This is a genomic window from Synechococcus sp. NOUM97013 (assembly GCF_014279815.1).
Lineage (GTDB): Bacteria > Cyanobacteriota > Cyanobacteriia > PCC-6307 > Cyanobiaceae > Synechococcus_C.
Window position 1 is genome coordinate 2,322,239 of the sequence record NZ_CP047941.1, and the last position, 21,588, is coordinate 2,343,826.

At 54.5% G+C, this 21,588-nt stretch carries 14 protein-coding genes; 9 read left to right on the forward strand and 5 right to left on the reverse strand.

Annotated elements, in window-relative coordinates; genetic code table 11:
• Positions 1-38: 38 nt before the first annotated feature.
• The 3 genes from SynNOUM97013_RS12610 (at position 39) to SynNOUM97013_RS12620 (ending at position 5,848) form a co-directional block, all read left to right on the forward strand.
• Positions 39-1,772, forward strand: coding sequence for a TRIC cation channel family protein (locus tag SynNOUM97013_RS12610; protein ID WP_186480088.1), 1,734 nt, complete (start codon positions 39-41; stop codon positions 1,770-1,772).
• On the forward strand, positions 1,769-2,920 hold the full coding sequence (gene thiO / locus SynNOUM97013_RS12615) for a glycine oxidase ThiO (RefSeq protein ID WP_186480089.1): 1,152 nt from the start codon (positions 1,769-1,771) through the stop codon (positions 2,918-2,920). Before SynNOUM97013_RS12610 ends, thiO begins: the two co-directional genes overlap by 4 nt.
• Before the next feature lie 123 nt (positions 2,921-3,043).
• Positions 3,044-5,848 (forward strand): hypothetical protein, encoded by a 2,805-nt coding sequence (locus SynNOUM97013_RS12620; RefSeq protein ID WP_186480090.1) that lies wholly within the window; start codon positions 3,044-3,046, stop codon positions 5,846-5,848.
• A 78-nt stretch (positions 5,849-5,926) separates the two neighbouring features.
• Here the strand turns inward: SynNOUM97013_RS12620 and ndk are convergent, their stop codons facing one another.
• Positions 5,927-6,385: a nucleoside-diphosphate kinase gene (ndk, locus tag SynNOUM97013_RS12625; RefSeq protein WP_186480091.1), complete on the reverse strand. Its 459-nt coding sequence runs from the start codon at positions 6,383-6,385 to the stop codon at positions 5,927-5,929.
• A 138-nt stretch (positions 6,386-6,523) separates the two neighbouring features.
• Here ndk and speA point away from each other — a divergent pair, with 138 nt between their 5' ends.
• Positions 6,524-8,434, forward strand: a complete 1,911-nt coding sequence (gene speA, locus SynNOUM97013_RS12630; RefSeq protein ID WP_186480092.1) for a biosynthetic arginine decarboxylase — start codon at positions 6,524-6,526, stop codon at positions 8,432-8,434.
• A 5-nt stretch (positions 8,435-8,439) separates the two neighbouring features.
• Here speA and SynNOUM97013_RS12635 read toward each other — a convergent pair whose 3' ends face one another.
• On the reverse strand, positions 8,440-9,129 hold the full coding sequence (locus tag SynNOUM97013_RS12635; RefSeq protein ID WP_186480093.1) for a Crp/Fnr family transcriptional regulator: 690 nt from the start codon (positions 9,127-9,129) through the stop codon (positions 8,440-8,442).
• A 172-nt stretch (positions 9,130-9,301) separates the two neighbouring features.
• Between SynNOUM97013_RS12635 and SynNOUM97013_RS12640 the strand changes: the two genes are divergently transcribed.
• The 3 genes from SynNOUM97013_RS12640 (at position 9,302) to SynNOUM97013_RS12650 (ending at position 11,913) form a co-directional block, all read left to right on the forward strand.
• Complete coding sequence (locus SynNOUM97013_RS12640) at positions 9,302-9,877, forward strand: cyclic nucleotide-binding domain-containing protein (RefSeq protein WP_186480094.1); 576 nt, start codon at positions 9,302-9,304, stop codon at positions 9,875-9,877.
• Between the two features lie 113 nt (positions 9,878-9,990).
• Positions 9,991-10,653 (forward strand): Coq4 family protein, encoded by a 663-nt coding sequence (locus tag SynNOUM97013_RS12645; protein WP_186480095.1) that lies wholly within the window; start codon positions 9,991-9,993, stop codon positions 10,651-10,653.
• Between the two features lie 366 nt (positions 10,654-11,019).
• Positions 11,020-11,913: a methylglyoxal synthase gene (locus SynNOUM97013_RS12650; RefSeq protein ID WP_222929826.1), complete on the forward strand. Its 894-nt coding sequence runs from the start codon at positions 11,020-11,022 to the stop codon at positions 11,911-11,913.
• Positions 11,914-11,926: 13 nt separating this feature from the next.
• Here SynNOUM97013_RS12650 and SynNOUM97013_RS12655 read toward each other — a convergent pair whose 3' ends face one another.
• Both SynNOUM97013_RS12655 and SynNOUM97013_RS12660 read right to left on the reverse strand, forming a co-directional pair.
• A complete protein-coding gene (locus SynNOUM97013_RS12655; RefSeq protein ID WP_186480096.1) occupies positions 11,927-13,690 on the reverse strand; it encodes an adenylate/guanylate cyclase domain-containing protein in 1,764 nt (587 codons plus the stop codon).
• Positions 13,687-14,400 (reverse strand): FecR family protein, encoded by a 714-nt coding sequence (locus tag SynNOUM97013_RS12660; protein WP_186480097.1) that lies wholly within the window; start codon positions 14,398-14,400, stop codon positions 13,687-13,689. Before SynNOUM97013_RS12660 ends, SynNOUM97013_RS12655 begins: the two co-directional genes overlap by 4 nt.
• Positions 14,401-14,540: 140 nt before the next feature.
• Here SynNOUM97013_RS12660 and SynNOUM97013_RS12665 point away from each other — a divergent pair, with 140 nt between their 5' ends.
• Positions 14,541-15,854: an ATP-dependent 6-phosphofructokinase gene (locus SynNOUM97013_RS12665; RefSeq protein ID WP_186480098.1), complete on the forward strand. Its 1,314-nt coding sequence runs from the start codon at positions 14,541-14,543 to the stop codon at positions 15,852-15,854.
• Between the two features lie 426 nt (positions 15,855-16,280).
• The gene (locus SynNOUM97013_RS12670; protein WP_186480099.1) at positions 16,281-17,828 is read left to right on the forward strand and encodes a ShlB/FhaC/HecB family hemolysin secretion/activation protein; all 1,548 of its coding nucleotides are present in this window, start codon (positions 16,281-16,283) and stop codon (positions 17,826-17,828) included.
• A 10-nt stretch (positions 17,829-17,838) separates the two neighbouring features.
• Here the strand turns inward: SynNOUM97013_RS12670 and SynNOUM97013_RS12675 are convergent, their stop codons facing one another.
• Positions 17,839-21,456, reverse strand: a complete 3,618-nt coding sequence (locus SynNOUM97013_RS12675; RefSeq protein ID WP_186480100.1) for a CHAT domain-containing protein — start codon at positions 21,454-21,456, stop codon at positions 17,839-17,841.
• Positions 21,457-21,588: the final 132 nt, after the last annotated feature.

A 21,588-nucleotide genomic window follows, 5' to 3' on the forward strand; every position in this document is an offset into this window, starting at 1 on the left:
GGAAGCGACGCACAATGCAGCTTCACCGGCCATCCGTCATGGGCAGTCTTCGCTGGCGACGGCTTCTGAAGAACATCCTGCTGGCCACGGTGTTGGCCATCGCTCTGATCGCCAATCCAGCAACGTCCAGTCCGCAGCACCATCCACAAGCACTCCGCGTCCAGTTGCGCTGGCTGCCGCAAGCGCAATTCGCAGGGTTTTACGTGGCCCAGGATCACGAGCTGTTTCAAAACAAAGGCCTCGATGTGACGCTCGAGCCAGGTGGACCCGCCGTCAACGGTCTGCAGCGACTACTTGACGGCGAGGTGGATGTGGCCGTCGCCTGGTCATCCGACGCGCTGGATCTGCGACGCCAGGGGGGTGATGTGGTGAACATTGCCCAGCTGCTGCAACGGCCTGGAACGATGCTGGTCTGCAATGCCGATTCCGGCGTGACCAGAGCTGAGGATCTCGCTGGCAAGCGGGTGGGTACTTGGAAAATCGGAGATCAATTCGATGTCGGGTACTGGCTTAGGCGCCATGGACTCGACCTGCAAGCCATTGAACTGATTCAGCAACGTCCAGCGGCACAAGATCTGCTCAGCGGCAACGTCGATTGCGCCACTGCCATGAGCTACAACGAATTTCAGACCATTCTCAAAGCGGGGAAACTCAAAACCGATCTGTTCAGCGTGCGTTTCGCGCAAGAAGACAGCGGGTTTCTCGAAGACGGCCTTTACGTGCGGGCCGAGGATTTGAACGATGCGCGCAAACGCGATCAGCTCGTGACGTTGTTGCAGTGCCTGGCCGACGGATGGCGATACGCCGCTCGCCATCGGGTTGAAGCGGTGGCCATCACTGAGCGTTACATGGATGGCAGCGACACTGAACATCAACAGGCGATGCTCAATGAGATCCTCCGGTTGATGGATCTCGACCAAGGCTTCGGGTTGCTGGATCCAAGGGCTTTCGCCCGCAGTGCGGAGATCGTCGGCGAAGGCAGCGGTGAGCCAACGGCCATCAACCGTGCGGCCAAGGGCGCCTGGAACCTTGGCATTTGGCGGGCTTCCGAACTCGGCGGCCCGCAGCGAGGACCTCTCGGCCCCGCAGGGCGTCAGACCTTCGCCACCTTGGTGGCATCCCCCTGGTTCTATGGCCTGGATCTGATCGGGACCACGGCCTTTGCGCTCTCAGGCTTCATCAGAGCGCTACAACGTCGCTACGACATGTGGGGTTGTTTCATCCTCACGCTGCTTCCCGCTGTGGGGGGCGGCACCCTTCGCGACCTGTTGATCGGTGGGATGCGCTCGCCGCCATTCATCTTCAAAGACAACAGCTACCTGCTTGTGGTTGCAGTGGTCGTGAGTGCTGGCTCGATCCTGGCGAGCTTGTTGAGCGCTGGGGCAGCGGACAGCAAGGGGTTCAACCAGGTGCTCGGGCTGTGCGACAGCGTTGGTCTGGCCACGTTCACCATCATTGGTGCGCAGGTCGCTTTAGAGGCGGACTTGAACTGGTGGTGGATGGCGATCTGTGCTGCACTCACCTGCGCGGGTGGCGGCATGTTGCTGGATGTGGTCACTGGCCGTGAGCCGCGAACCTTTCAGGGCGAGCCCTATGAAGAGATTGCAGTGCTCGGCGCCTTGGTGCTGAGCCTGGGGCTTTGGATCGCAGACCGCTTCGAGACGCTGCAGTGGCCGGTCCTCGCCGCCATGGTCTTGAGCTGGGGCACGGTCTTCACCTGCCGTCAATTAGTGGTCCGCCACAATCTGCGCTCATGGCGTCCAGGCCTATGACGATCCCCCAGCAACCGCGCACAAGCCTGCACCAACCCGCTCCAATCCTGATCCTGGGCGGAGGGCTGATGGGCCTGGCAATCGCCCATCAACTGGCGCGCCGAGGACAAGCCGTGACCGTGATCAGCCGGCGGCGCAGTGAAGCGGCAGGATTTGTCGCCGCCGGCATGCTGGCCCCCCACGCCGAAGGCCTGAGCGGCGCCCTGCTGCAACTCGGACAACTCAGCCTGGGCCGAGTTCCCAGCTGGGTGGCCCAGATCGAAGGGGACAGCGGCCTGCCCTGTGGACTGCGCTCCACCGGCATCGTGGTGCCGTTTCAAACAGCAGCCGAACGTGACGCCTACCCGACGGCTCAGCTTGGGCAAAGCTTGAACCGACGCGACCTAGAGCGAGAAATCCCAGGCCTGGGACCTGAATGGAGCACCGGATTGCTGTTCGAGCAGGACGGCCAGATTGACAATCGCAGGCAATTGATGCGGGCCCTGGAGCGAGCCTGTGTCTCACTTGGCGTGCAGTTCATGGAAGGCGCTGAGGTGCATGGCCTGGAGTGTGATTCCACGAGACAGCTGTGTGGAGTCGATCTGCGCAGCGCCGAAGGGGAGCAGCAGCAACTGAGCTGCCAACAGGCGGTGCTGTGCAATGGCGCCTGGAGCCAACAGCTGGTGCCGCAACTGCCTGTATTTCCTGTCAAAGGCCAGATGCTGTCTTTACAAGGACCGCGGCAAGCGCTCAAACGCGTGATCTTCGGGCCCGGCACCTATCTCGTTCCACGCGAGGACGGACTGATCGTGGTGGGCGCCACCAGCGAGCGGGAGGCCGGATTCACCGAAGGCCTCACTCCCGATGGCCAAAAACAACTGCAAAGGGGCATCACGAGCCTGCTGCCGATGGCAGCGAACTGGCCGCCGATGGAGCGTTGGTGGGGCTTCCGGCCCTGCACACCGGATGAAGGCCCCCTGCTTGGCCCGGGCCCGATGCCCGGACTATGGCTGGCCTGCGGACACCACCGCAATGGCGTCCTTCTAGCGGCGATCAGCGCAGAGCTGCTCACCGGCCAGATCCTCAACACCCCGCTTTCACGCTCAGACCTAGATCTGCTGGAAGCCTTCAGCTGGAAGCGCTTCGCAAGCCCAACAACCAGGGTGTGATTTAAGTCACTACAGCGATTGACCAAATGACCAATTAACGCTGACTTGAATCAACAAAACAAAGCAATATCGCGCCGATGGTGAATGAGTTCGAGAGCACATGCTCCACTCACACTTACCAACATGAATTTCATTGCCAGGGCCTTTAAACGCAATGTGGGCACCCAACCATCTGTTTCAAGCGTCGCCATTGATGCACAAAACGTTGTCACAAGCAACAGCAATGATCGCGTTGACATCCGCGCTGGCGCTTTCAATCGTGGCGGCTACGCCGAAGCCACAGGACTGAATGATTCCACTGTTTCCACCTTGGATGGGAATGATTCTGTTCGTATTCAGGCTGATGCGCGCGGACTGAGCACGAATGCCTGGGCCATGCGCAACAGCACCCTGAATGTGGGCAACGGCGACGACAACGTTGAACTGCGGGCAACCACACGTGCTGGAGCCTTTGATCCCGCCTACGGCGCAGAGGACAGCACCATCAATCTCGGTAATGGTCGAGACACTCTGCGCATCAACGCCAACGCCCGTGGCAACACCACCGGCACCATTGCGGCCTACGGCACGGTGAACTCCCAAACCAACACGGGTTCAGGTGACGACCGCGTGGAAATCTTCGCGAGTGCCGTGAATCGCAGCGGTTATGCCGAAGCCGTTGGCCTGGATTCCTCAACTCTGGAAACCGAAAACGGCAACGACATCGTGCGCATTCAGGCCAATGCCCGTGGCCTCAGCACCAATGCCTGGGCCATGCGCAACAGCACCCTGAATGTGGGCAACGGCGACGACACGGTGGAACTACGGGCCACCACACGCGCTGGAGCCTTTGACCCTGCGTATGGAGCACTGAACAGCAGTCTCCGTCTTGAAAATGGTGAAGACAGCCTGCGCATCTTCGCCAAGGCAGGCGGCAACACCACGGACACCATCGCGGCATTCGGAACGCTGAACGCCCAGACCAACACTGGTGCAGACAACGACCGAGTTGAGATCCGCAGCACAGCAACCAACAGCCGTGGCATTGCAGACGCCGTTGCCATCGACAATTCCTTGCTGGAGACGGAAAGTGGCGACGACCTGATTCGGGTCAGCGCAGGAGCCTTTGGCAAAGACACTCAGGCAGCCGGCCTGCGCGACAGCGAAGCCAACACTGGATCCGGGCGCGACAATCTGAACATCAACGCGGAAGCTCGCGGCAATAGCACCGACACCGTTGGGGCTTTCGGCACCGTCAATTCACGCACCAACACAGGCGCCGACAAGGACCGCATCGATATTCGTGCCACCGCATCCAACCGCGGCGGAACCGCTGAAGCCGTTGGTCTGGATGCCTCGGATCTGGCCACCGGAGGCGGGGATGACCAAGTTCGCATTCAGGCCAACGCAAGCGGTCAGTACACCTATGCCTGGGCCTTGCGTAACAGCTCCCTGGATGCCGGGAGCGGCAATAACGTCATCGACCTGCGTGCCTCAACCCTTGCCTTCGGTGTCGACCCCGCCTTTGCCATCGACAACAGCTCGATCACAGCTGACGCGGATCAAGACGTCCTGCGGATGAGTGCCAATGCCCGCGGCAACACGACGGGAACGATTGCCGCCTACAGCGCCTTGAACTCACAAATCGACCTTGGCGCTGGAGACAACACCTTTGAAATTGACGCCAAAGCCTTCAACCGCCGGGGCACAGCTCTCGCCCTGGGCCTCGATGCCTCCACAGCCACCACTGGCTCCGATGACGACCTCATTCGAATTCGCGCCACTGCCAACGGCCGCAACTCAATGGCTTGGGCCATGCGCAACAGCAGCCTCGATGCCGGAGCAGGAGACAACACCATCGAGATCGAGGGCAATGTTCTGCAAAGCCGAATCCAAACCGGTGATGGCTTCGACACCATCCGCATCTCAGGACTCGAAACCGATCAACTCCAGATTGACAGCGGAGCCAACGACGACGTGCTCAAAGTCGATGGCGGCACCCGGATTTCGTATGTCTCCGGAGAGGGTTCCGACCAACTGCAGCTGACCCGCAATTACTTCGCCAGCCTGCTGCAGGCCGACAACAACGATTTGGAAAGCAACGAGGACGCAGCGCTCAAGGCCGAAGCAGCGATCGCCCAAGTGGTCGAACCGAACGTCATTGAGTCGGCGCAATTGGAAGACGCAGTTTCAGGATTGAATCTTCGTGACGCCCTGAAATTCGAGGATTTCACCACAGGAATCAATGGAGACAGCGTCAATGTTGACGACATCCTGCGCCGCTATGGAGTGGGCCTGAAAGGGCAATCGATCTTTACCGATGGCTTCCTGAGCTTCCAGCAGAACGGAAACGACAGCGTGCTCTTCTTCGATGCTGATGGCGCCTCCCAGGAAGCACAAGGCAACACCGCTCTTGTTGTTTTCAAGGGAGTCCAAACCTCGGCCTTCAGCAGCAACAACCTTGATTCCGTTCTGATCAATCAAGACGACTTCCTTCTCAATCAGCAGCAACAGTCAGAAGACGTTTCAGGGTCTGAGGTGGAGACACCGATTGAGAGCCCTGTGCTCCAAGCAACGCTCGATGACCAACTCGCGGTCGACACCAATGTTGACCCCGTGACCGGAATCGGCGCCGATCAGACCGTCGTCAACGGCATGGTTCAACCGCTGCCGATGCCTGCTGCAACCCCAGCGAACGAGGCCACAACCATGGCAATGGAGGCCAACCAGCCTCTGACCAGCACCGCTCTTGATCTGGCGACTGCAGGACTCGAAGCACCGGTGACGATCTCCGCTCTGCCGGAATTGGACGCAAGCCCTGCCGTAAGCACCACGCCTGTGGAGGCCTCCGCTGAAAACTTCAATTCAGTGTCAGCGAGCCCATCCATCGCCGGGCCCGATCGTGGCTCCGCTCTGGTCATCGCCGCAGCACCTGCAGATGTGGTCTGAAGCGTGCATCAACACATCCAAAGAAAAACCGCCCTGCTGTTGCAGAGCGGTTTTTTTTGAGCTCTAAGGGTGTCGAGATCAGCCCTCGACGCGCCAGCCCTGATCGGAAGGCGTCCACTCGCTCAGCTCGGAAGGTTGGAACCACAGACCGATCTCGAACTGGGCTGTTTCGGGGGCATCGGAACCGTGGATCACGTTGCGGCCGATGTTCACAGCCAGATCACCGCGGATCGTGCCGGGCTCAGCCTCGAGGGGCTTGGTGGCACCGATCAGCTTGCGGGCGCTGGCAATCACACCATCGCCTTCCCACACCATCGCCACCACAGGGCCGGAAGTGATGAACTCCACAAGACCAGCGAAGAACGGACGCTCCTTGTGGACGCCGTAGTGCTGCTCAGCCAGCTCACGGCTGGGGGTCAGTTGCTTGAGACCGACCAGCTTGAAACCCTTGCGCTCGAAGCGCCCAACGATCTCACCCACAAGTCCACGCTGAACACCATCGGGCTTGATGGCGATAAAGGTGCGTTCGGCGGCCATAACAACGAATAAAACCGCCGCTATCGTCCGTGGCCGACGGCCCGATTGGCAAGCCAACCGGCTACCGGTGCACTGTCCTGAACGACAACTCTGCCTAGATTCCTGCTGCGAATGCTCCTGGAGCGCTGAGTGACGCTGATGGCACGCTCCGATACAGCTGGCACCTGGACCATCCAGGACGGAGCGGATCTCTACGGTCTGGACCGATGGGGTGACACCTACTTCGCGGCCAATTCCCGCGGCCATGTGACGGTGCAGCCCCGCGGGGACAGAGGAGGCAGCATCGATCTGATCGAATTGGTGGAGGGCTTGCAGGCCAGAGATCTCGGCTTGCCGCTGCTGATCCGCTTCGACGACATCTTGGAGGATCGTCTCGAGCGGCTGCACGCGGCCTTCGACCGAGCGATCGCGCACTACGGCTACGGCGGCCGATACCAGGGCGTGTTCCCAGTGAAATGCAACCAGCAGCGCCACGTGGTGGAACGGCTGGTGGAAGCCGGTCAGCGCTGGCACTTCGGCCTCGAGGCCGGCAGCAAAGCTGAATTACTGATTGCCCTGTCCTTGCTGAACGATCCAGAGGCCTTGCTGATCTGCAACGGCTACAAAGATCAGCGCTACATCGAAACCGCCATCCTGGCGCGGAGACTCGGGCGGCAACCCGTGGTGGTGATCGAGCAACCCGATGAGGTGGAGCGGATCATCGCCGCCAGCCAGGAACTGGGCGCCGCACCAATGATCGGAATCCGGGCTCGGCTCTCAACCCGCAGCACAGGCCGCTGGGGCAGCTCCGTGGGCGATCGGGCCAAGTTCGGGCTCTCCATTCCGGAACTGCTCGAGACCACCGAACGACTGCGCAGCGCAGGACTGCTGGACGATCTGAAGTTGTTGCACTTTCACATCGGCAGCCAGATCAACGACATCGCGGTTCTGAAGGATGCCCTGCAGGAAGCCGGGCAGATCTATGGAGAACTGCACCGCCTTGGAGCCCCGATGGGGTATCTCGACGTCGGTGGTGGCCTTGGCATCGACTACGACGGCAGCCGCAGCGCCACCGCAGCCTCAACCAACTACTCCTTGCAGAACTACGCCAACGACGTCGTTGCAACCATCAAGGAGTGCTGTGAACCATGTGGCGTGCCGGTCCCGACCCTGGTGAGCGAAAGCGGACGGGCCCTCGCCAGTCAATTCAGTGTGCTGGTGTTCGACATCCTGGGCCTCGGTGGCGCTCCCGACGAGCGTCCACAGCGCAGGGACGACGACCCCCTGATCGTCCGCAATCTGCATGACACCCTCGACGGCATCTCCGAAGCCAACCTGCAGGAAGCCTGGAATGACGCCATCAAGTTCAAAGAGGATGCGCTGAGCGCCTTCCGACTCGGTTATCTGCGACTTCCCGAGCGGGCACGGGCAGAGCAACTGGCCTGGGCATGCGCCCGACGCATCGTCGAGCTGCTTCCCACCGATGACAACAGTCCTGACGCGCTACGCAGTCTGCGCGCCAGCCTGGCCAGCACTTACTACGGCAACTTTTCAGTATTTCGGTCGGCACCGGACACCTGGGCCATCGATCAACTCTTCCCGGTGATGCCCATTCATCGGTTGCACGAACAGCCGGAACAACTGGGCAGCATTGCGGACCTCACCTGCGATTCCGATGGCAAATTGGCTCGCTTCATTCAAGGCGGCCAAAGCAAATCGCTGCTGGAGCTGCACACCCCAGCCCCGGGACAGACTTACCTCGTCGGCCTGTTCCTGGCCGGCGCCTACCAAGAGGTGATGGGCAACCTGCACAACCTGTTTGGCAGCACCAATGCGGTGCACATCCGCCTGGCACCCGGTGGTGGTTATCAACTGGAACACGTGGTGCGGGGTGACACCAACGCCGATGTTCTCAAGGCCATGGAACACGACCCCGACCAGATGCTGGAACGGCTGAGACTTGCGAGCGAAGCGGCCATCCGAGATGGACGCCTGGCCGTCAGCGATGCACGACGACTGATCAACCATGTGACCAGCAGCCTGCAGCAGAGCACTTATCTGCAGGCCTGACGCGTCTAACCAGGCAACAACCCGCGTTGGATCAGTGGCTGCAGATCAACGATCCGGAACTGCCCGTTGGTTTCTATCACGGTGCCGCGGTTGCGCAGCTTGCTGAGCGTGCGAGACGCTGTTTCCCGCGCCAATCCAGCCAGCAAAGCAATTTCCCGTTGGGCCAGCAGTGGGATCTCCGCCTGAGGATTCTGATCGCGAGAACTTTTGCGAGCGAGGTAGGCCAAGGCATCCAGCAGGCGCGTGGTGGCATCGGCGCTCTGCAGCGCAAAGCGCTGATTGAGATCACGCAAACGCGAAGCCTCCAAGCGCGCCAAGGCAAGAGCGAACGACGCCTGCTGACCGAGCAGAGCCACAAACGGCACCGAGTGCAACTTGATCAGGTGCAATGGCGTGAGCGCCACCACATCGGCCGAACGCGACGCACCATCGAGAGCGGCCATCTCACCGAACACATCGCCTTGACCCAGCAACGACATGATCACTTCATCACCATCTGCGGTGTAAGTGCGCACCTTGGCCAGCCCCTCACGGATCAGGAACAGCGACTCACCCCAGTCCTGTTCCATCACGATCACCTGATCGACTTGATGGCTCGTCTCACGATGGCGATCCAGCAGCAGGCTGCGCTGTTCTTCAGCCAGCTCTGCGAACAGAGGCATGGCCACGAGATCCTCAGGCGTGAGCGCAGACATGATTCAGACCAGAACGACCGGAGTGGCCAAGTCCAGCTTGCCGACAAAACGCAGAAGTGGGCCGCCGACAACAGAACAAGCGTGATCTCGATCAGAACGTGACGCTCAAACCGGGGAGGGTGCCTGATCGGCCGAGAGAGGCCAGCATGCGTGCAGCGGTACCCCGCCACGCATGACGAGCGACAACCCAAAGCTCAGCCAAATTCGTGACCGACTGCGGATGTTGGTGAACACCCATCTCTCCACCGTCAGCCATGAAACGCTCATGGCTCCAGTGGGTGAGGTGCTGATCGAACAGGACAGTCCGGCCAGACGGGTGCTGCTGGTGCAAACAGGGGAATTGACAGTGGAGCGCTGCGAAGCCGGTGGCAGCCCTCAGGTGATCGCCCGAATCGGCCCGAATGAACTCGTCGGAGAAATGGCGCTGATCGGTGATGAACACCACAGCGCAACCGTCAAAGTCAGCAGAGGACCCGCAGAAATCCTGGTGGTTCAGGCGGATGATCTGCTGCAGGCCGCGATCTATGACAGCGACCTAGTGATGGAACTGTTGGCCTTGAGCAGCAACCGCTGCCGTCAAACCAACAGCCATCTGACACTGGTTCTGGAAGCCTTAGAGGCCTTGGACCGAGCCCATGACGCATCACTGGAACGCTGCTGCAGTGAACTAGAACGCTGCACTGATCCAGGACTCTTCAGCACGGCACAACGGTTGAGACGACTGGGGCAGGCCCAAAAAACGGCATGAGACGGTTGTGCCCTTGTTGCTGCATTGGATGGTTGGAAACCACCGGTCAGCAGGTCCATTAATCGAATCACGAGCCCCAAGTTCCACCACACACACGCCACAGCCGCACTGTCATGCAGCTCAAACTCCAGGAACGCCTGCAAAGCCTGAAGATGGTGGCCAGCCTGGCCACGTTTCTCAAAAACCCTGGCTCGCTCGACAGCGTGTTTGCTGTCGCCAACAGCGTGAAGGACAGCCCACTGGCTGAGCAGATGCAGCGGCACCTGCTCGGGCACCCCCAGTTCGGTGCACTGGTGAAGGAAGGTTGGCGACCCAAGGCGATCGACCTGGGCGAACTGCAGAAACTTCCGGAAGGCACCCTCGGACGCTGCTACGCCGATCAGCTGATCAGCCAGGGCATCACACCGGACGCACTGATCGACCCGTCCCCCATCAGCAATGACGCTGAGTACATCACCCACAGGCTCCGGGAAACACACGACATCATCCACGTGCTCACAGGCTTCGGGATCGACGGCGACAGCGAGCTCGGCTTGCAAGGTTTCAACCTTGCTCAGACACGATCCCCCTTGGCCGTAATGCTGATTTTTGGCGGCATGTTGGCCGCGCTTCAGGACAACGAGCCACTGGCACCGATGCTGCGAGCCCTAGCACGAGGCTTTCAACTGGGCCTGGATGCTGATCTGGTGATCGCGTGCAAGCTTGAGGAAGGATGGAAGAGGCCTCTGCAGGACTGGCGCCAAGAGCTGAAACTTGCCGTGAACAGTGACCAGTAAGCAGAACTCGGAGAGGACAGCGATGACTCACCAGGAGCATCAACAGGAGCTGAATCCACACAACGTTCTATTGCCGGAAGCTGCCGTCCTGTGTCGACAGGATGAGCCCATCGACGCTGGATAATGCATTCATGCTTAGTGCACGGATCACGTCATCGAAATACTCACATTGACGCGTGAGCGATGCCGCCGGAACACTTGAAGAACTGTGCAGGCGGCACAATTGCCTGGCAGACGCAAAGAGCCAGCTCAAGCGCCGCAGACGCAGCGACAAAAGCCTGATCAAAACCAAACAACCGCGGCTTTAGTCACAACACAGCCCGATCCGGACAATGCACTTAAGGTTTGGGAAAACGCGGCGTCTCGATGGACCGGAACGAGCTGATCTCAACGCTCCAGGATGAAGGGAACCTGAAGCATTCCTTCAGCGCCGAAGACATCGCCGTCCTGGCGCATCACATGTCGATCAAATCATTCGACGACAATGCGATTTTGATGCACAAAGACGAGCCCGCTGACTGCATGGCATTTCTGATCAGTGGCAGGGTTCAAATCATTGAAGACGAAAGACAGATTGCAATCCTGACAACTGGGGACTGCTTTGGCGAAAGCATGTTCTCTGAAGAGGCAACGCGGGTGGCCAGCGTTCAGGCCCTAGAGGCCACAAAAGTCGGCTTGTTCAGCATCGACGACTTCCATGCATTGTTGGAAACCAATCAGAGACTGGCACTGCAATTCAGAGAAATCTTCAAAGCTGTCGGACGGGCCCGTGCCGAGCAGCATGCCGCCGAAACCTACACAGACAAGCGCAAATACTTGGCCCTCATTGCCCACAACAACATGAAAGAAAGCCTGATGGAGTTCTGCAGCATGCACACCAACAAGCTGGAACAATTCCCTCTGATTGCGACAGGAACGACCGGCAGCATGCTGTTCAAAAAAACAGGCCTATGCCTCAGCCGTAAAGTCGCTTCAGGTCCCTTGGGTGGGGACCAGGCTGTTGGGACTCTGATTTCCACACAAAACATCATCGGCGTCATCTTCTTCCGAGATCCACTCTCGTCACACCCGCACCACGCCGACATCGAAGCCCTTGGACGACTCTGCGACGTCTACCAAGTTCCTTTTGCCACGAACCCTCAAAGCGGAGAGGCGATTCTTGATTATCTTCTCTCTGGAAAGGCTGATCACGACCCCCTTCCCAATCGCGTGCTAGAGGCCTACGTCAAAGGACAAAAAAAGGTCGTCGAAGCCGGGTGAAGGTTGAACATAATCAAGGCTGGGACCGAAGAGCAATCAAGCCAAAAACAGTGATCGGCTCTGGCCAACCCTTAACGGAATGATCGCCCAATTCCTCTACAACAACATCGTCATCTAGCAAGTCGCGAACATCCGCACTCATCAAGATCGGATGTTCGGGAAATTGTCGTGTCAACGATTCCAGTCGACTCGCAAGATTCACCGTGGCCCCGATCACGGTGTACTCCAAACGATCGCTTGAACCAAGGTTGCCGGCAATCACTTCGCCACAATGAATGCCGATGCCCTGGCGTAACGGAGCTTGACCCTCCATCTCCAGCTCTCGGTTGAGTGCATCCAAGTTGGCCTGCATGGCCAGGGCGGCGCGCACAGCAGCCAATGCTTCAGCACGTTCTCCACGATGCACAGGAACACCGAACTCGGCCATCAAGGCATCACCAATGAATTTGTCCAGCAGGCCTTGCTCATGAAGCACAGGTGCAGCAATCGCTTCGAAATAGCGATTCAACAAACGGAAAAGACCCTCTGCATCCATCACATTGCTGCGGGCCGTGAATCCGACCAAATCGGTAAACAGCACCACACATTGCTCACGCCTTCCGCCCAAGCGCATCCAGCTCTCCTGACCTGAGCGCAACATGTCGCGCAGGAGGTTTGGAGACACCCTCCTGGACAGAACAGAGTGAAGAAATCGACGCTGAGCACTCTCCTTCTGGAACAGATCACCAGACCGCACGGCGCCAGCCACCAATGGCATCAGCGTTAAGGCCGCTCCAGGCAACCACAACCCGCAAAGCCAAGCCAAAGTCGTCAGCCCCATCGCAAAACACCCCAGAAGCAGTGCGGAAATCGCGGAGCCGGAAGCAGTCGAAGGCGCGGCAAGACGCCAATTGCACAGCAACAACCAGCTGATCACGATCAACGCCAGCGGGAAGGAATCCAAACTTCGGAAACCACGTCCGCTGCGCAGACCTGAAATCGCTGATAACAGCACCTCAGATCCGCTTTGCTGTCCAAATGGCGTCTCCAACTGATCGCCAAGGGACGGAGCGGTCGAACCGATGATGACGATCTTGTTTCGCCAAGTGTCTTCAGGGAGCGAACTGACTGCCCAGGCAGGAATCACTGGAATCGATTCACTAGGGCCAAGAAAATCGATCCCATCGTCTCCCTTTGACGGAGAGACACCCGCTCCTAAGTGAGCCAATGAGGCAGGGTGGGGAGTCGGGAATGGCGCGAGCAACAACTGCAATTGCTTTGTGCCCGGAACCGACTGAACAACGCCGAAGTCGTCCATCGAGAATGCGGACAGACCACTTGGATACGAAGCATCCCAAGGACGACGCAGTTCGACCTGCTCGAAATCCTGTGCTTGCTGACGCACCAAGGACGCACTGAGCACAACCTTGTCCTGCCAGGGTTTCAACAGCGATTGGAACGCCATGTCATCGGCTGAACCCAAACGACTGGGGCCGGCATGGACAATGTTGAACACAACACGCGCAGCCCCAAGGCGAAGAACCTCACGTGCCAATGCTGCCTGCGTTGCTCGCGGCCAAGGCCAAGGTCCAAATTCAGTGAGCTGAGGGTCGAGTGACGCCTCATCAATCCCCAGCAAAACAACATCTTCAGCCAGAGGAATTGGCCCACGCACCTGAAAAAGAAGCTGCCGACTGGCTGCATCCAGGCGCGTCAACCACGGCAAGAGTGCAAGTGGGGCAAGGAGAGATGCGCGCCATGCAATGGCGATCAAACGCTGACGGATCAAGCCTTTCAAGGCGAAGGGGCCATGACGCCCAATTCACGCTCGATCACGGGCAAGGTGTCGAGAGGGGAAGAAAAGCCGTTGATCAGACGACTCTTCTGAAGACGGCGCTCGATGTCTGCCTCGGGAATCACGACGGGCGGGGCCCAGATCGCATTACGCGCAGCATCCAGGGAAAGATCCGTAATGGAACCAACAAACTCGGAATCCAACAACAGTTGCTGACCACTGTTCAACGTAAAACGCTGTCCACTACTGGTCGTGACAGTGACCTTGCCTTCCCAACTGAAAATCTTGAATTGGTTATCGGTGTACTGAATGAAAACGGTGGTGCCTTGGATCGAGGCTGTGGCCAGACGTGTCTTGATCGTGAACGGGGCACGATTTTGCGTGCCGGGGTTAATCCATCCAATGATGGCTCCCTTGATCAGCTCAACACCGGAATTGCCAAGACGTAGCTGAGCATCACCTCCCATCCTGAATTGACGCCCGGTCCCAAGCATCACCTGCATTCGCCCAGGCTTCGTCGTTCGCAACAGCGCATCAGTACTGAGCACTTGCCCGGAAATGGCATCAACCTCCGACATACCGGGAAGTCGCACAAAAGCAGGTCCATTGGGAACCTCAACAATGCGAGGCTGAATGGCTCTTGACGGTAGACCCGAGAAAACGATGCCAGCAATGGCGAGGGATAGAGCCTGAACGCGAAACGACAACCCCAACTGAACGTTGCAGCTTTGGAGGATCCTGACAGGAGTCAGACAGAGCGGCAGCGAGGGATACAAGGAGGTCAACGAACCGAAACGCGTTGCAAACACAAGCAGGCATCGTCAGATTGGGGCAATGCGTCACCTCGATACAGATGGCATACGAAGAAGTGCTCAACAACCCCGCTGGGTTCAATTTCGAGATTGAACAGTTGGGGGAAGCGCAGTTTGCCAATCCAAGCAGCAAAGAGGTCTTCGTGGAGGAAGGAGAAAGAATCATCTTCTCAAGCCAACTGAAGAACCTGAAGCGACAACTGGAGACATGCGAAGAGATTCCGACATTTGAAAAAGCAGGAGCCCGTCGAAAGATCTTCCACAATCCCGCTCAAACAAAAGCAGCGATCATCACCTGCGGCGGCTTGTGCCCCGGCTTAAACAACGTGATCAAAGGATTAGTGAATGTCCTTGAGCAAGATTATGGAGTCGAAGAAATCCATGGCATCAGATATGGATACAAGGGACTGACTGAGGCATCTGAACACGATCCAATTCGATTAAATTCAAAATTTGTCGACCAGATTCACAAGCAAGGTGGCACTATTCTTGGATCATCAAGGGGGAATCAAGACCCTGAAAAAATGGTTGACACGCTTCAAGCCAAAGGGATCAATTTACTCTTTTGCATCGGTGGAGACGGCACCTTAAAAGGGGCTCGGGCGATCGCAGAGGCAGCAACACAACGGAAGGCCAATATCAGCGTCGTCGGCGTGCCAAAAACAATCGACAATGATCTTGGCTTTGTTGAAAAAACCTTCGGCTTTGAGACCTCTGTTCAGGTCGCATCAGAGATCATCACATCAGCCCACCACGAAGCGGAGGGAGCGGAGAATGGCATTGGCATCGTGAAATTGATGGGTCGAGATTCAGGATTCATCACAGCAACAGCATCACTGGCCAATTCAGTGGTTGACGTGTGCTTAATCCCTGAAACACCATTCAAAATCGGCGGGACCGATGGGATCTGCAGAGATTTGGAGCAAAAGCTGGATCGAAACAATCATGCAGTCATCGTCGTCGCAGAGGGAGCAGGGCAAGAGCTCTTCCAAAACAGCGAGAAGAAACAAGACGCATCCGGAAATATTTTAAAAGACGATATCGGCGAGCTACTAAAAAATGAAATTACAACTCACTTCAAAAGCAAGGGCATTCCGATCAGCATCAAATACCTCGACCCCAGCTACCACATTAGAAGCGTTGCGGCGAACGCTTCAGATGCCGTGTTATGCCATCTTCTCGCAGAATATGCTGTTCATGCCGGAATGAGTGGAAAAACCAACCTGGTCATTGGATACTGGAACAACTTCTTTACACATGTGCCTATCAAGCTCGCCACAAAAGAACGAAGAATGGTCGACCTGGACGGCGCCTTATGGAGAGGGGTCATCAGCGCGACACGACAAGACGAGTGAGCAAAACAGGCTTACTTAGAAATTGATCAACAGACCAACGATGAGTCAATATATAAAAGTTCTTGAGGAGAGTGCAACAAGGGCATCAATCAAACCAATCAACCCAATGATCGCGATAATGGCATTAGTCCAGAATCAAATAAAAGGAATGACTTGCAGAAAGTGTCAGCTCAGGCAATGAGCCATAAGCCAAAGGCGAATTCATTTACATGACTGAGTCAACTACAATGGCACGATAAAAAGCATTGCTCATCTTGGCAGCGTCCCTCCAACAGGAATGAAGTCGAGGCTGCAGGGCTCATACTCAATTCAGTCGTCATGTTTCCTCTCTTAGCCCAACTAGTCGCACCTCCGATCCAACCCGGACCAGCACGCATACCTGAGCGACAGAGTCCTGCTGCAAACGATGACGCCATTCAGTTAGAGGTGGAGGATCAAAAAGAAGAACAGAATGAAAGCGAAATCAATGAGCAAAGCGATGGACAATCGATCGAATTAGAGGGTTCATCCCCATACAATGCTGAAAGAACAAAGCAAATCCTGAGAAACTGCGAATTATCGGTCGACACCAGCCTCGAAAACAGCTGCGTCAATCAACTCAATGCTCAGTTGCAAATAGATGGATACATCAATACACGCGTCGTTGCCGAGGAAATCGATGGACAGGTCAAGTTGATCATCATTCCTGGTAAATTAGTTGAAATCAATGTCAACTCTAAAAATGAAGAGCTTGCCAGAGAAATCAAAGATAAATTAGCCCCACTTCTTGATCAACCCTTTAACATCATCCAAATCAAAAATGCACTGCTGAATCTGGAGCGCTTGGGAATCGTCAGCAGCCTCTCAGGAAGTATTGGGAAACTAGGCAGCAATCCAACGAAAGCAACACTAAACATCACAGCGGAAGTCGCAGCAAAACCATGGCGAGGGCTGTCGTCCGTTCGGAATGATGGAAATGCGGGGAGCGGCGAGTGGAGAGGCTTAGCTGTCCTGCAAAAATCAGATCTCTTCGCTCGAGGCGATCAATTTCAATTTTATGGAGAATTAAATATTGACCGAGACCCAGAACTTGGTGCTGGCATTGGCTCCATCAGCTATACCTACCCGTTATCCCGAACATGGGGAGTGACAGGATCTTTTGGCGCGAGCAGGCGCTATCTGGTTGAATATCCAAAACCATTCCGCGATTTAAGCTTTAGACAATATCAGGGATTAATCCAGACCGATTGGACCTTTTTAGAAACTGAATCAACGAACACCTATATTTTTCTCGGAGTAAGTGCAAACCACAACAATAGTTACTACAAAAATGAGACGTTCCCAGTTATCGCCGGTGGAGGAATTGATGGAGACCTAACCAGTGGATATGCTCGCATCGGTCTTGGGCATCAAGGTGCAAGAAATTCACTGTCTTGGACGGGACAGATCTATGCACTACAGGGGATCAATTCATTCAGCAGCCCCGATGAACTGAATAACCTCAAAACACTTGGAATTCAACCAAGTAGTGCACAAGCAGTGGGCGCTTATGCAACAGGGCTCTGGGCCATCGATCGGAACTTGATTGCAAAGGCTGTTGCTGGAGGACAATATGCATTCAACCCTTTAACCAGCAGTATGGGATTTGGCGTCGGCAGCGACAACGGCTTAAGAGGGTTGCCCGGAACCTTGATCAGTGGTGACAACGGTTGGATCAGCAACTTAGAGTTGGAATGGTCATTCCTAAAATTAAAAAATAACCAGTTCAAACTTGTCCCTTTCGGAGGGGCGGGAGGAATTACGACAACACGTCTGGGAGAAACATTCAGCGACACAATTGGTTCCTATGGAATGCTATTGAGATGGCAACATAAAAATCAACTCGTTGTTGATCTTGGTTGGGCGAGTCAATTCAATACGGATGACAATGAAGGACTGTGGAACGACTGGATTATTGGTGACGGAATTTACTCAAAGGTGACATTCCAGTTTTAATAGTCTGCTATTACCAGGGCGTACCAAGCAGAATAAATCCAGACCAAAAGAATGGATGTCGAAAGTCGCTTGGATAATTATATTTCTGCGATGCAGACAGACCCGACAAAAGGACATCACCGGCTTCGAAAACAACGTCTGAACCTTCAATCTTGATTTTTCCCGAAGCGAAGTCGCGCTGGGTCTGCGTCAACGCGGTCGATTTAGACACTCCACGACTCAAATAGCGATAAAACTGTGAGAAGAATGCTGAAGTAGCCAAATCATCCACATACCAAAGGGAACCAATGGCACTCTTGGAACCAGCTTGAAGAGCCAAGCCAGCAAGACCCATTTCACTATCACTGTCGCCTAGAGCACTACGACAAGCGCTGAGAACAAACAAGTTGATAGGATTCAATTCTCGATTACGACGTATCGACTTGAAGGCTTCAAAAGAAATTGAGCCATCAATTGTATAAATCATTGATTGATCAGGACTTCCTCCTTTGAAATCAGCATGGGTTGCCAAATGAATCAGAGACTCATTCGATGAACGTAAATCTGAAACAGCCCTCGATGAAGTGAACTGTTCTCCAAGCACAGATTGACCACCATAATATTGACCAATATTTTCAACTTCTTGATTCACATATGGAAGCGGGGATAATTCCGAAAACTGGGTGGAGCCCATGATCAGAATTCGATCCAGTTCAGAATTTGCCAGTGGTATGGATAAATCAGTGAGTGATAGCGAAGGTGTAAACGAGAATGAAAGGTTTTCAACAGTGTATTGTCCTTGTCGGGCAAGCGCAGAGAAAGGAATTGCTTGTAGACCACGGTCAGCGGAAACTAAGACAGTTGTGATTTTTTCGGTGGTCATCACATCCTGAAGCGGCTCAAGAAACAATGAATACAGCCGTGATGCTTCTGATGTTTGAAGAGCAGGATCTAATGAACGTTGACTGGTAATTTTTCCATAAAAACCACGCAGAAGATTTGAAAATTCTGCGACAGGAAGCTCTGTACGTCGACCAGTCACGGTTCCATCTGATGTGATCAAAGTAAGATCAACAAACCCCTTCGCAGAATCACCCACACCAAGATCAGAGTTTTGGGTAAATGAAATATTTAAAAAAGCAGGGTTAAACTCTGACTCGGATGAGCTTGAGCTGATGAAAGCACTGTTACTAGAGAGCTCACTGGCAATGATCGATGTCGATTGGTCCAGTGCAGAAATACTTAGGGACTGATAAACCTGACGTGCATCATTCAAACTTTGGGAAATGCGTGCCGGTGTCAACTCGCTGGCAGGAATAGGGCTGATGTCATCAAGACCGAGAGCCGAAAGCACCTCTACCGTATTGGAATCAATCGAATCCCTCAGATTTGAAGCAACAACATTTGCATCAATGGTTGAAATCTGGAAGGAAGGAGCTGATGAGTCTCCGGGCTCACTGGAGGTTGATTCACCCGATTGTGAATCAGAAGCGTCTTCATTCGTCGCCGTAGTGGATGCGTTTTCATTGCCACCTTCATCAGTAGAACTCTCAGCATTGGATTCAGATTCGGAATCCGAACTGGTCTCGGCAGCTGATTCAGAATTCGATCCTGTTGCACTCGTGCTGTCTCCATCCGACTCAGAGGAAGAGGAAGATGAAGATGAAGATGAAGATCCATACAATGACGATTGTTGTGACGAAGAAGATGTGTCTGAAGAGGAAGTCTCTGGGCCAAGAGAGCCTGAATCTTGCGTCGAACCACCTAGTGAAATATCAACTAAACCACTCTCACTCTCATTTGTAGACGCAATGATTAAATCATTAGCACTATCCACCACCAGACCTTCGTTGTCAGACATGGTCGTGGAGTCAATCAGCGCATCATTACCAACATCAATCACCACAAGCTCATTACCACTCACAGAAGATTCTGATATCGCAACATCAAAATCAGCAACAAAGGCAAGCTCTTGATTATTAATAAACTCGGAGTTAAAAACATCAATATTACCCGTCAGCGCCGCAGCCTCAAACACACTCTCATCAACATTCGATCCCAAAACAACAACATCACCCTCAGAAGAAATAGCGAGAACGTCGCTCCCGATCACTTCAGAGCCTGCAATCGCTGCATCACCCGTTTCAGAGCCCACATCGGCCACGGTATTCACAACGCTCGAATCAACGATGCCTGAATCGCCATCGGTGGAAACAACAACAACATCAGTATCAACGACATCAGAATCAACGATGGCAGCATCACCAGATTCAGAGACAACATCCAAAACATTGCTGCTTGAATTTGAATCAATAATTAATGCATCACCGTCGGTAGATCGCACGGTGGCGACATTATTTAAAAGGTCTGAGCTGACAATCTTTGCGTCTCCTTGCGGAGCACGAATCAGCAGATCATTGCCTTCAACCAAAGAGTTGAAAATCACAGCATCGCCCTGCAGAGCTTGAAACACGAGATCATTTCCAGCCACGGAAGAACTCAAAAAAGTGGCATCAGCAAAGGCAGTGACGTCAAAGTAAGCATTGTTAGACAACGCTAAATTGTCAAACGTCACATTACCCTCAATTGACTCCAAGTAAGGATAGAGATTATCCAAGAAATCAGAATTAGTAATTAAAAGGTCAGACGTGGACGAGATCAATGTGAAGGGACCATTGAGGTCAAAACTTGAATCATCAATATCAATCATCCCAACAGCTTGAATCGTGAAGAAAGGCAGTGCATCAACAACTTCAAAGCTGGACAGAAATTGCGAGCTTGTGTACGGCAAATTCCCAATCAGATCGGAACCAAAAAATACAAAATCGGCACCACTATCAATGGTCACACTCGAATTGCCGCTAATACTTGAATCAACAATATCGATATCACCAAATTCTGTGTAGAGCGAGATCAACGAATTATCGTCAAGTATTGAGTCAGCAATTGAAAGCGTGCCACCAACATCAAGAGTAGACGATGCATTGAGGACCGTATTCGAGACTGTTAAATCAGAATTTGCATGCACATACAACGAGCCATCAACAGAGAGCGTGATGCCACTAATGGTGATCGGGGAATTGGACGCAACAGTTGACAAGCCTGGATTTGTACGGCTAAGCACTGGTGAACCAGTCAACAATTCAACTTCACTTTTAGTTGAATTAACCGAAAACTGTCCTACACCGATCGGGAATGCGGAGAGATTAGCAAGCGTCAGATCAGTAACATTGGAGAAGGAAGCACCTGTTGATAAAGAAACGCCATCAGGGGAAACAATGAACAAGTTGGCATTCGAGTCAAGACTCAAGGGAACACTAAGATTGAAGCCGTTGGATGACGAAGCCACTCCAAGAATGACGTTGCTCTGGGAGTCTGTTTCAATTGTCACTCCAGATATGGAAGACTCGGAAGTTCTATTTGCATCAAACAAAGTGAAACGATGAAATTTATTCGAGCCAGCATCGGTTCCACCACTAATGGCACAAACACCCGAAACGCAGGACTGTGTACCAGACCCGCCATTAATGGATGTCTCAAACCGACCTGACGTTGCAATCTGCGACCTTGCTGGCTGGGCTGCGGAAGCAATCAAAGCAAAGGGCAGCCCAAGAGACAAAACAATCCGCTTACAAGGAAAGCCAGTCATTTGCCTGAGAGAAAAAGAATCCGCTCAAAAAGAGCTCATAATTCCAATTATACACCAATAGTCAAAATAATCACAATATAATGATTTAAATGCTCAATCTCCGAGGGAGACACACAACAAACGCAACGACAC

What these genes read in the sequence shown, in the direction of transcription:
- SynNOUM97013_RS12610 (WP_186480088.1), top strand. Translation starts at nt 39, where the DNA reads ATGGGCAGTCTTCGCTGGCGACGGCTTCTGAAGAACATCCTGCTGGCC.
- thiO (WP_186480089.1), top strand. Translation starts at nt 1,769, where the DNA reads ATGACGATCCCCCAGCAACCGCGCACAAGCCTGCACCAACCCGCTCCA.
- SynNOUM97013_RS12620 (WP_186480090.1), top strand. Translation starts at nt 3,044, where the DNA reads ATGAATTTCATTGCCAGGGCCTTTAAACGCAATGTGGGCACCCAACCA.
- ndk (WP_186480091.1), bottom strand. Translation starts at nt 6,385, where the DNA reads ATGGCCGCCGAACGCACCTTTATCGCCATCAAGCCCGATGGTGTTCAG.
- speA (WP_186480092.1), top strand. Translation starts at nt 6,524, where the DNA reads ATGGCACGCTCCGATACAGCTGGCACCTGGACCATCCAGGACGGAGCG.
- SynNOUM97013_RS12635 (WP_186480093.1), bottom strand. Translation starts at nt 9,129, where the DNA reads ATGTCTGCGCTCACGCCTGAGGATCTCGTGGCCATGCCTCTGTTCGCA.
- SynNOUM97013_RS12640 (WP_186480094.1), top strand. Translation starts at nt 9,302, where the DNA reads ATGACGAGCGACAACCCAAAGCTCAGCCAAATTCGTGACCGACTGCGG.
- SynNOUM97013_RS12645 (WP_186480095.1), top strand. Translation starts at nt 9,991, where the DNA reads ATGCAGCTCAAACTCCAGGAACGCCTGCAAAGCCTGAAGATGGTGGCC.
- SynNOUM97013_RS12650 (WP_222929826.1), top strand. Translation starts at nt 11,020, where the DNA reads ATGGACCGGAACGAGCTGATCTCAACGCTCCAGGATGAAGGGAACCTG.
- SynNOUM97013_RS12665 (WP_186480098.1), top strand. Translation starts at nt 14,541, where the DNA reads ATGGCATACGAAGAAGTGCTCAACAACCCCGCTGGGTTCAATTTCGAG.
- SynNOUM97013_RS12675 (WP_186480100.1), bottom strand. Translation starts at nt 21,456, where the DNA reads ATGACTGGCTTTCCTTGTAAGCGGATTGTTTTGTCTCTTGGGCTGCCC.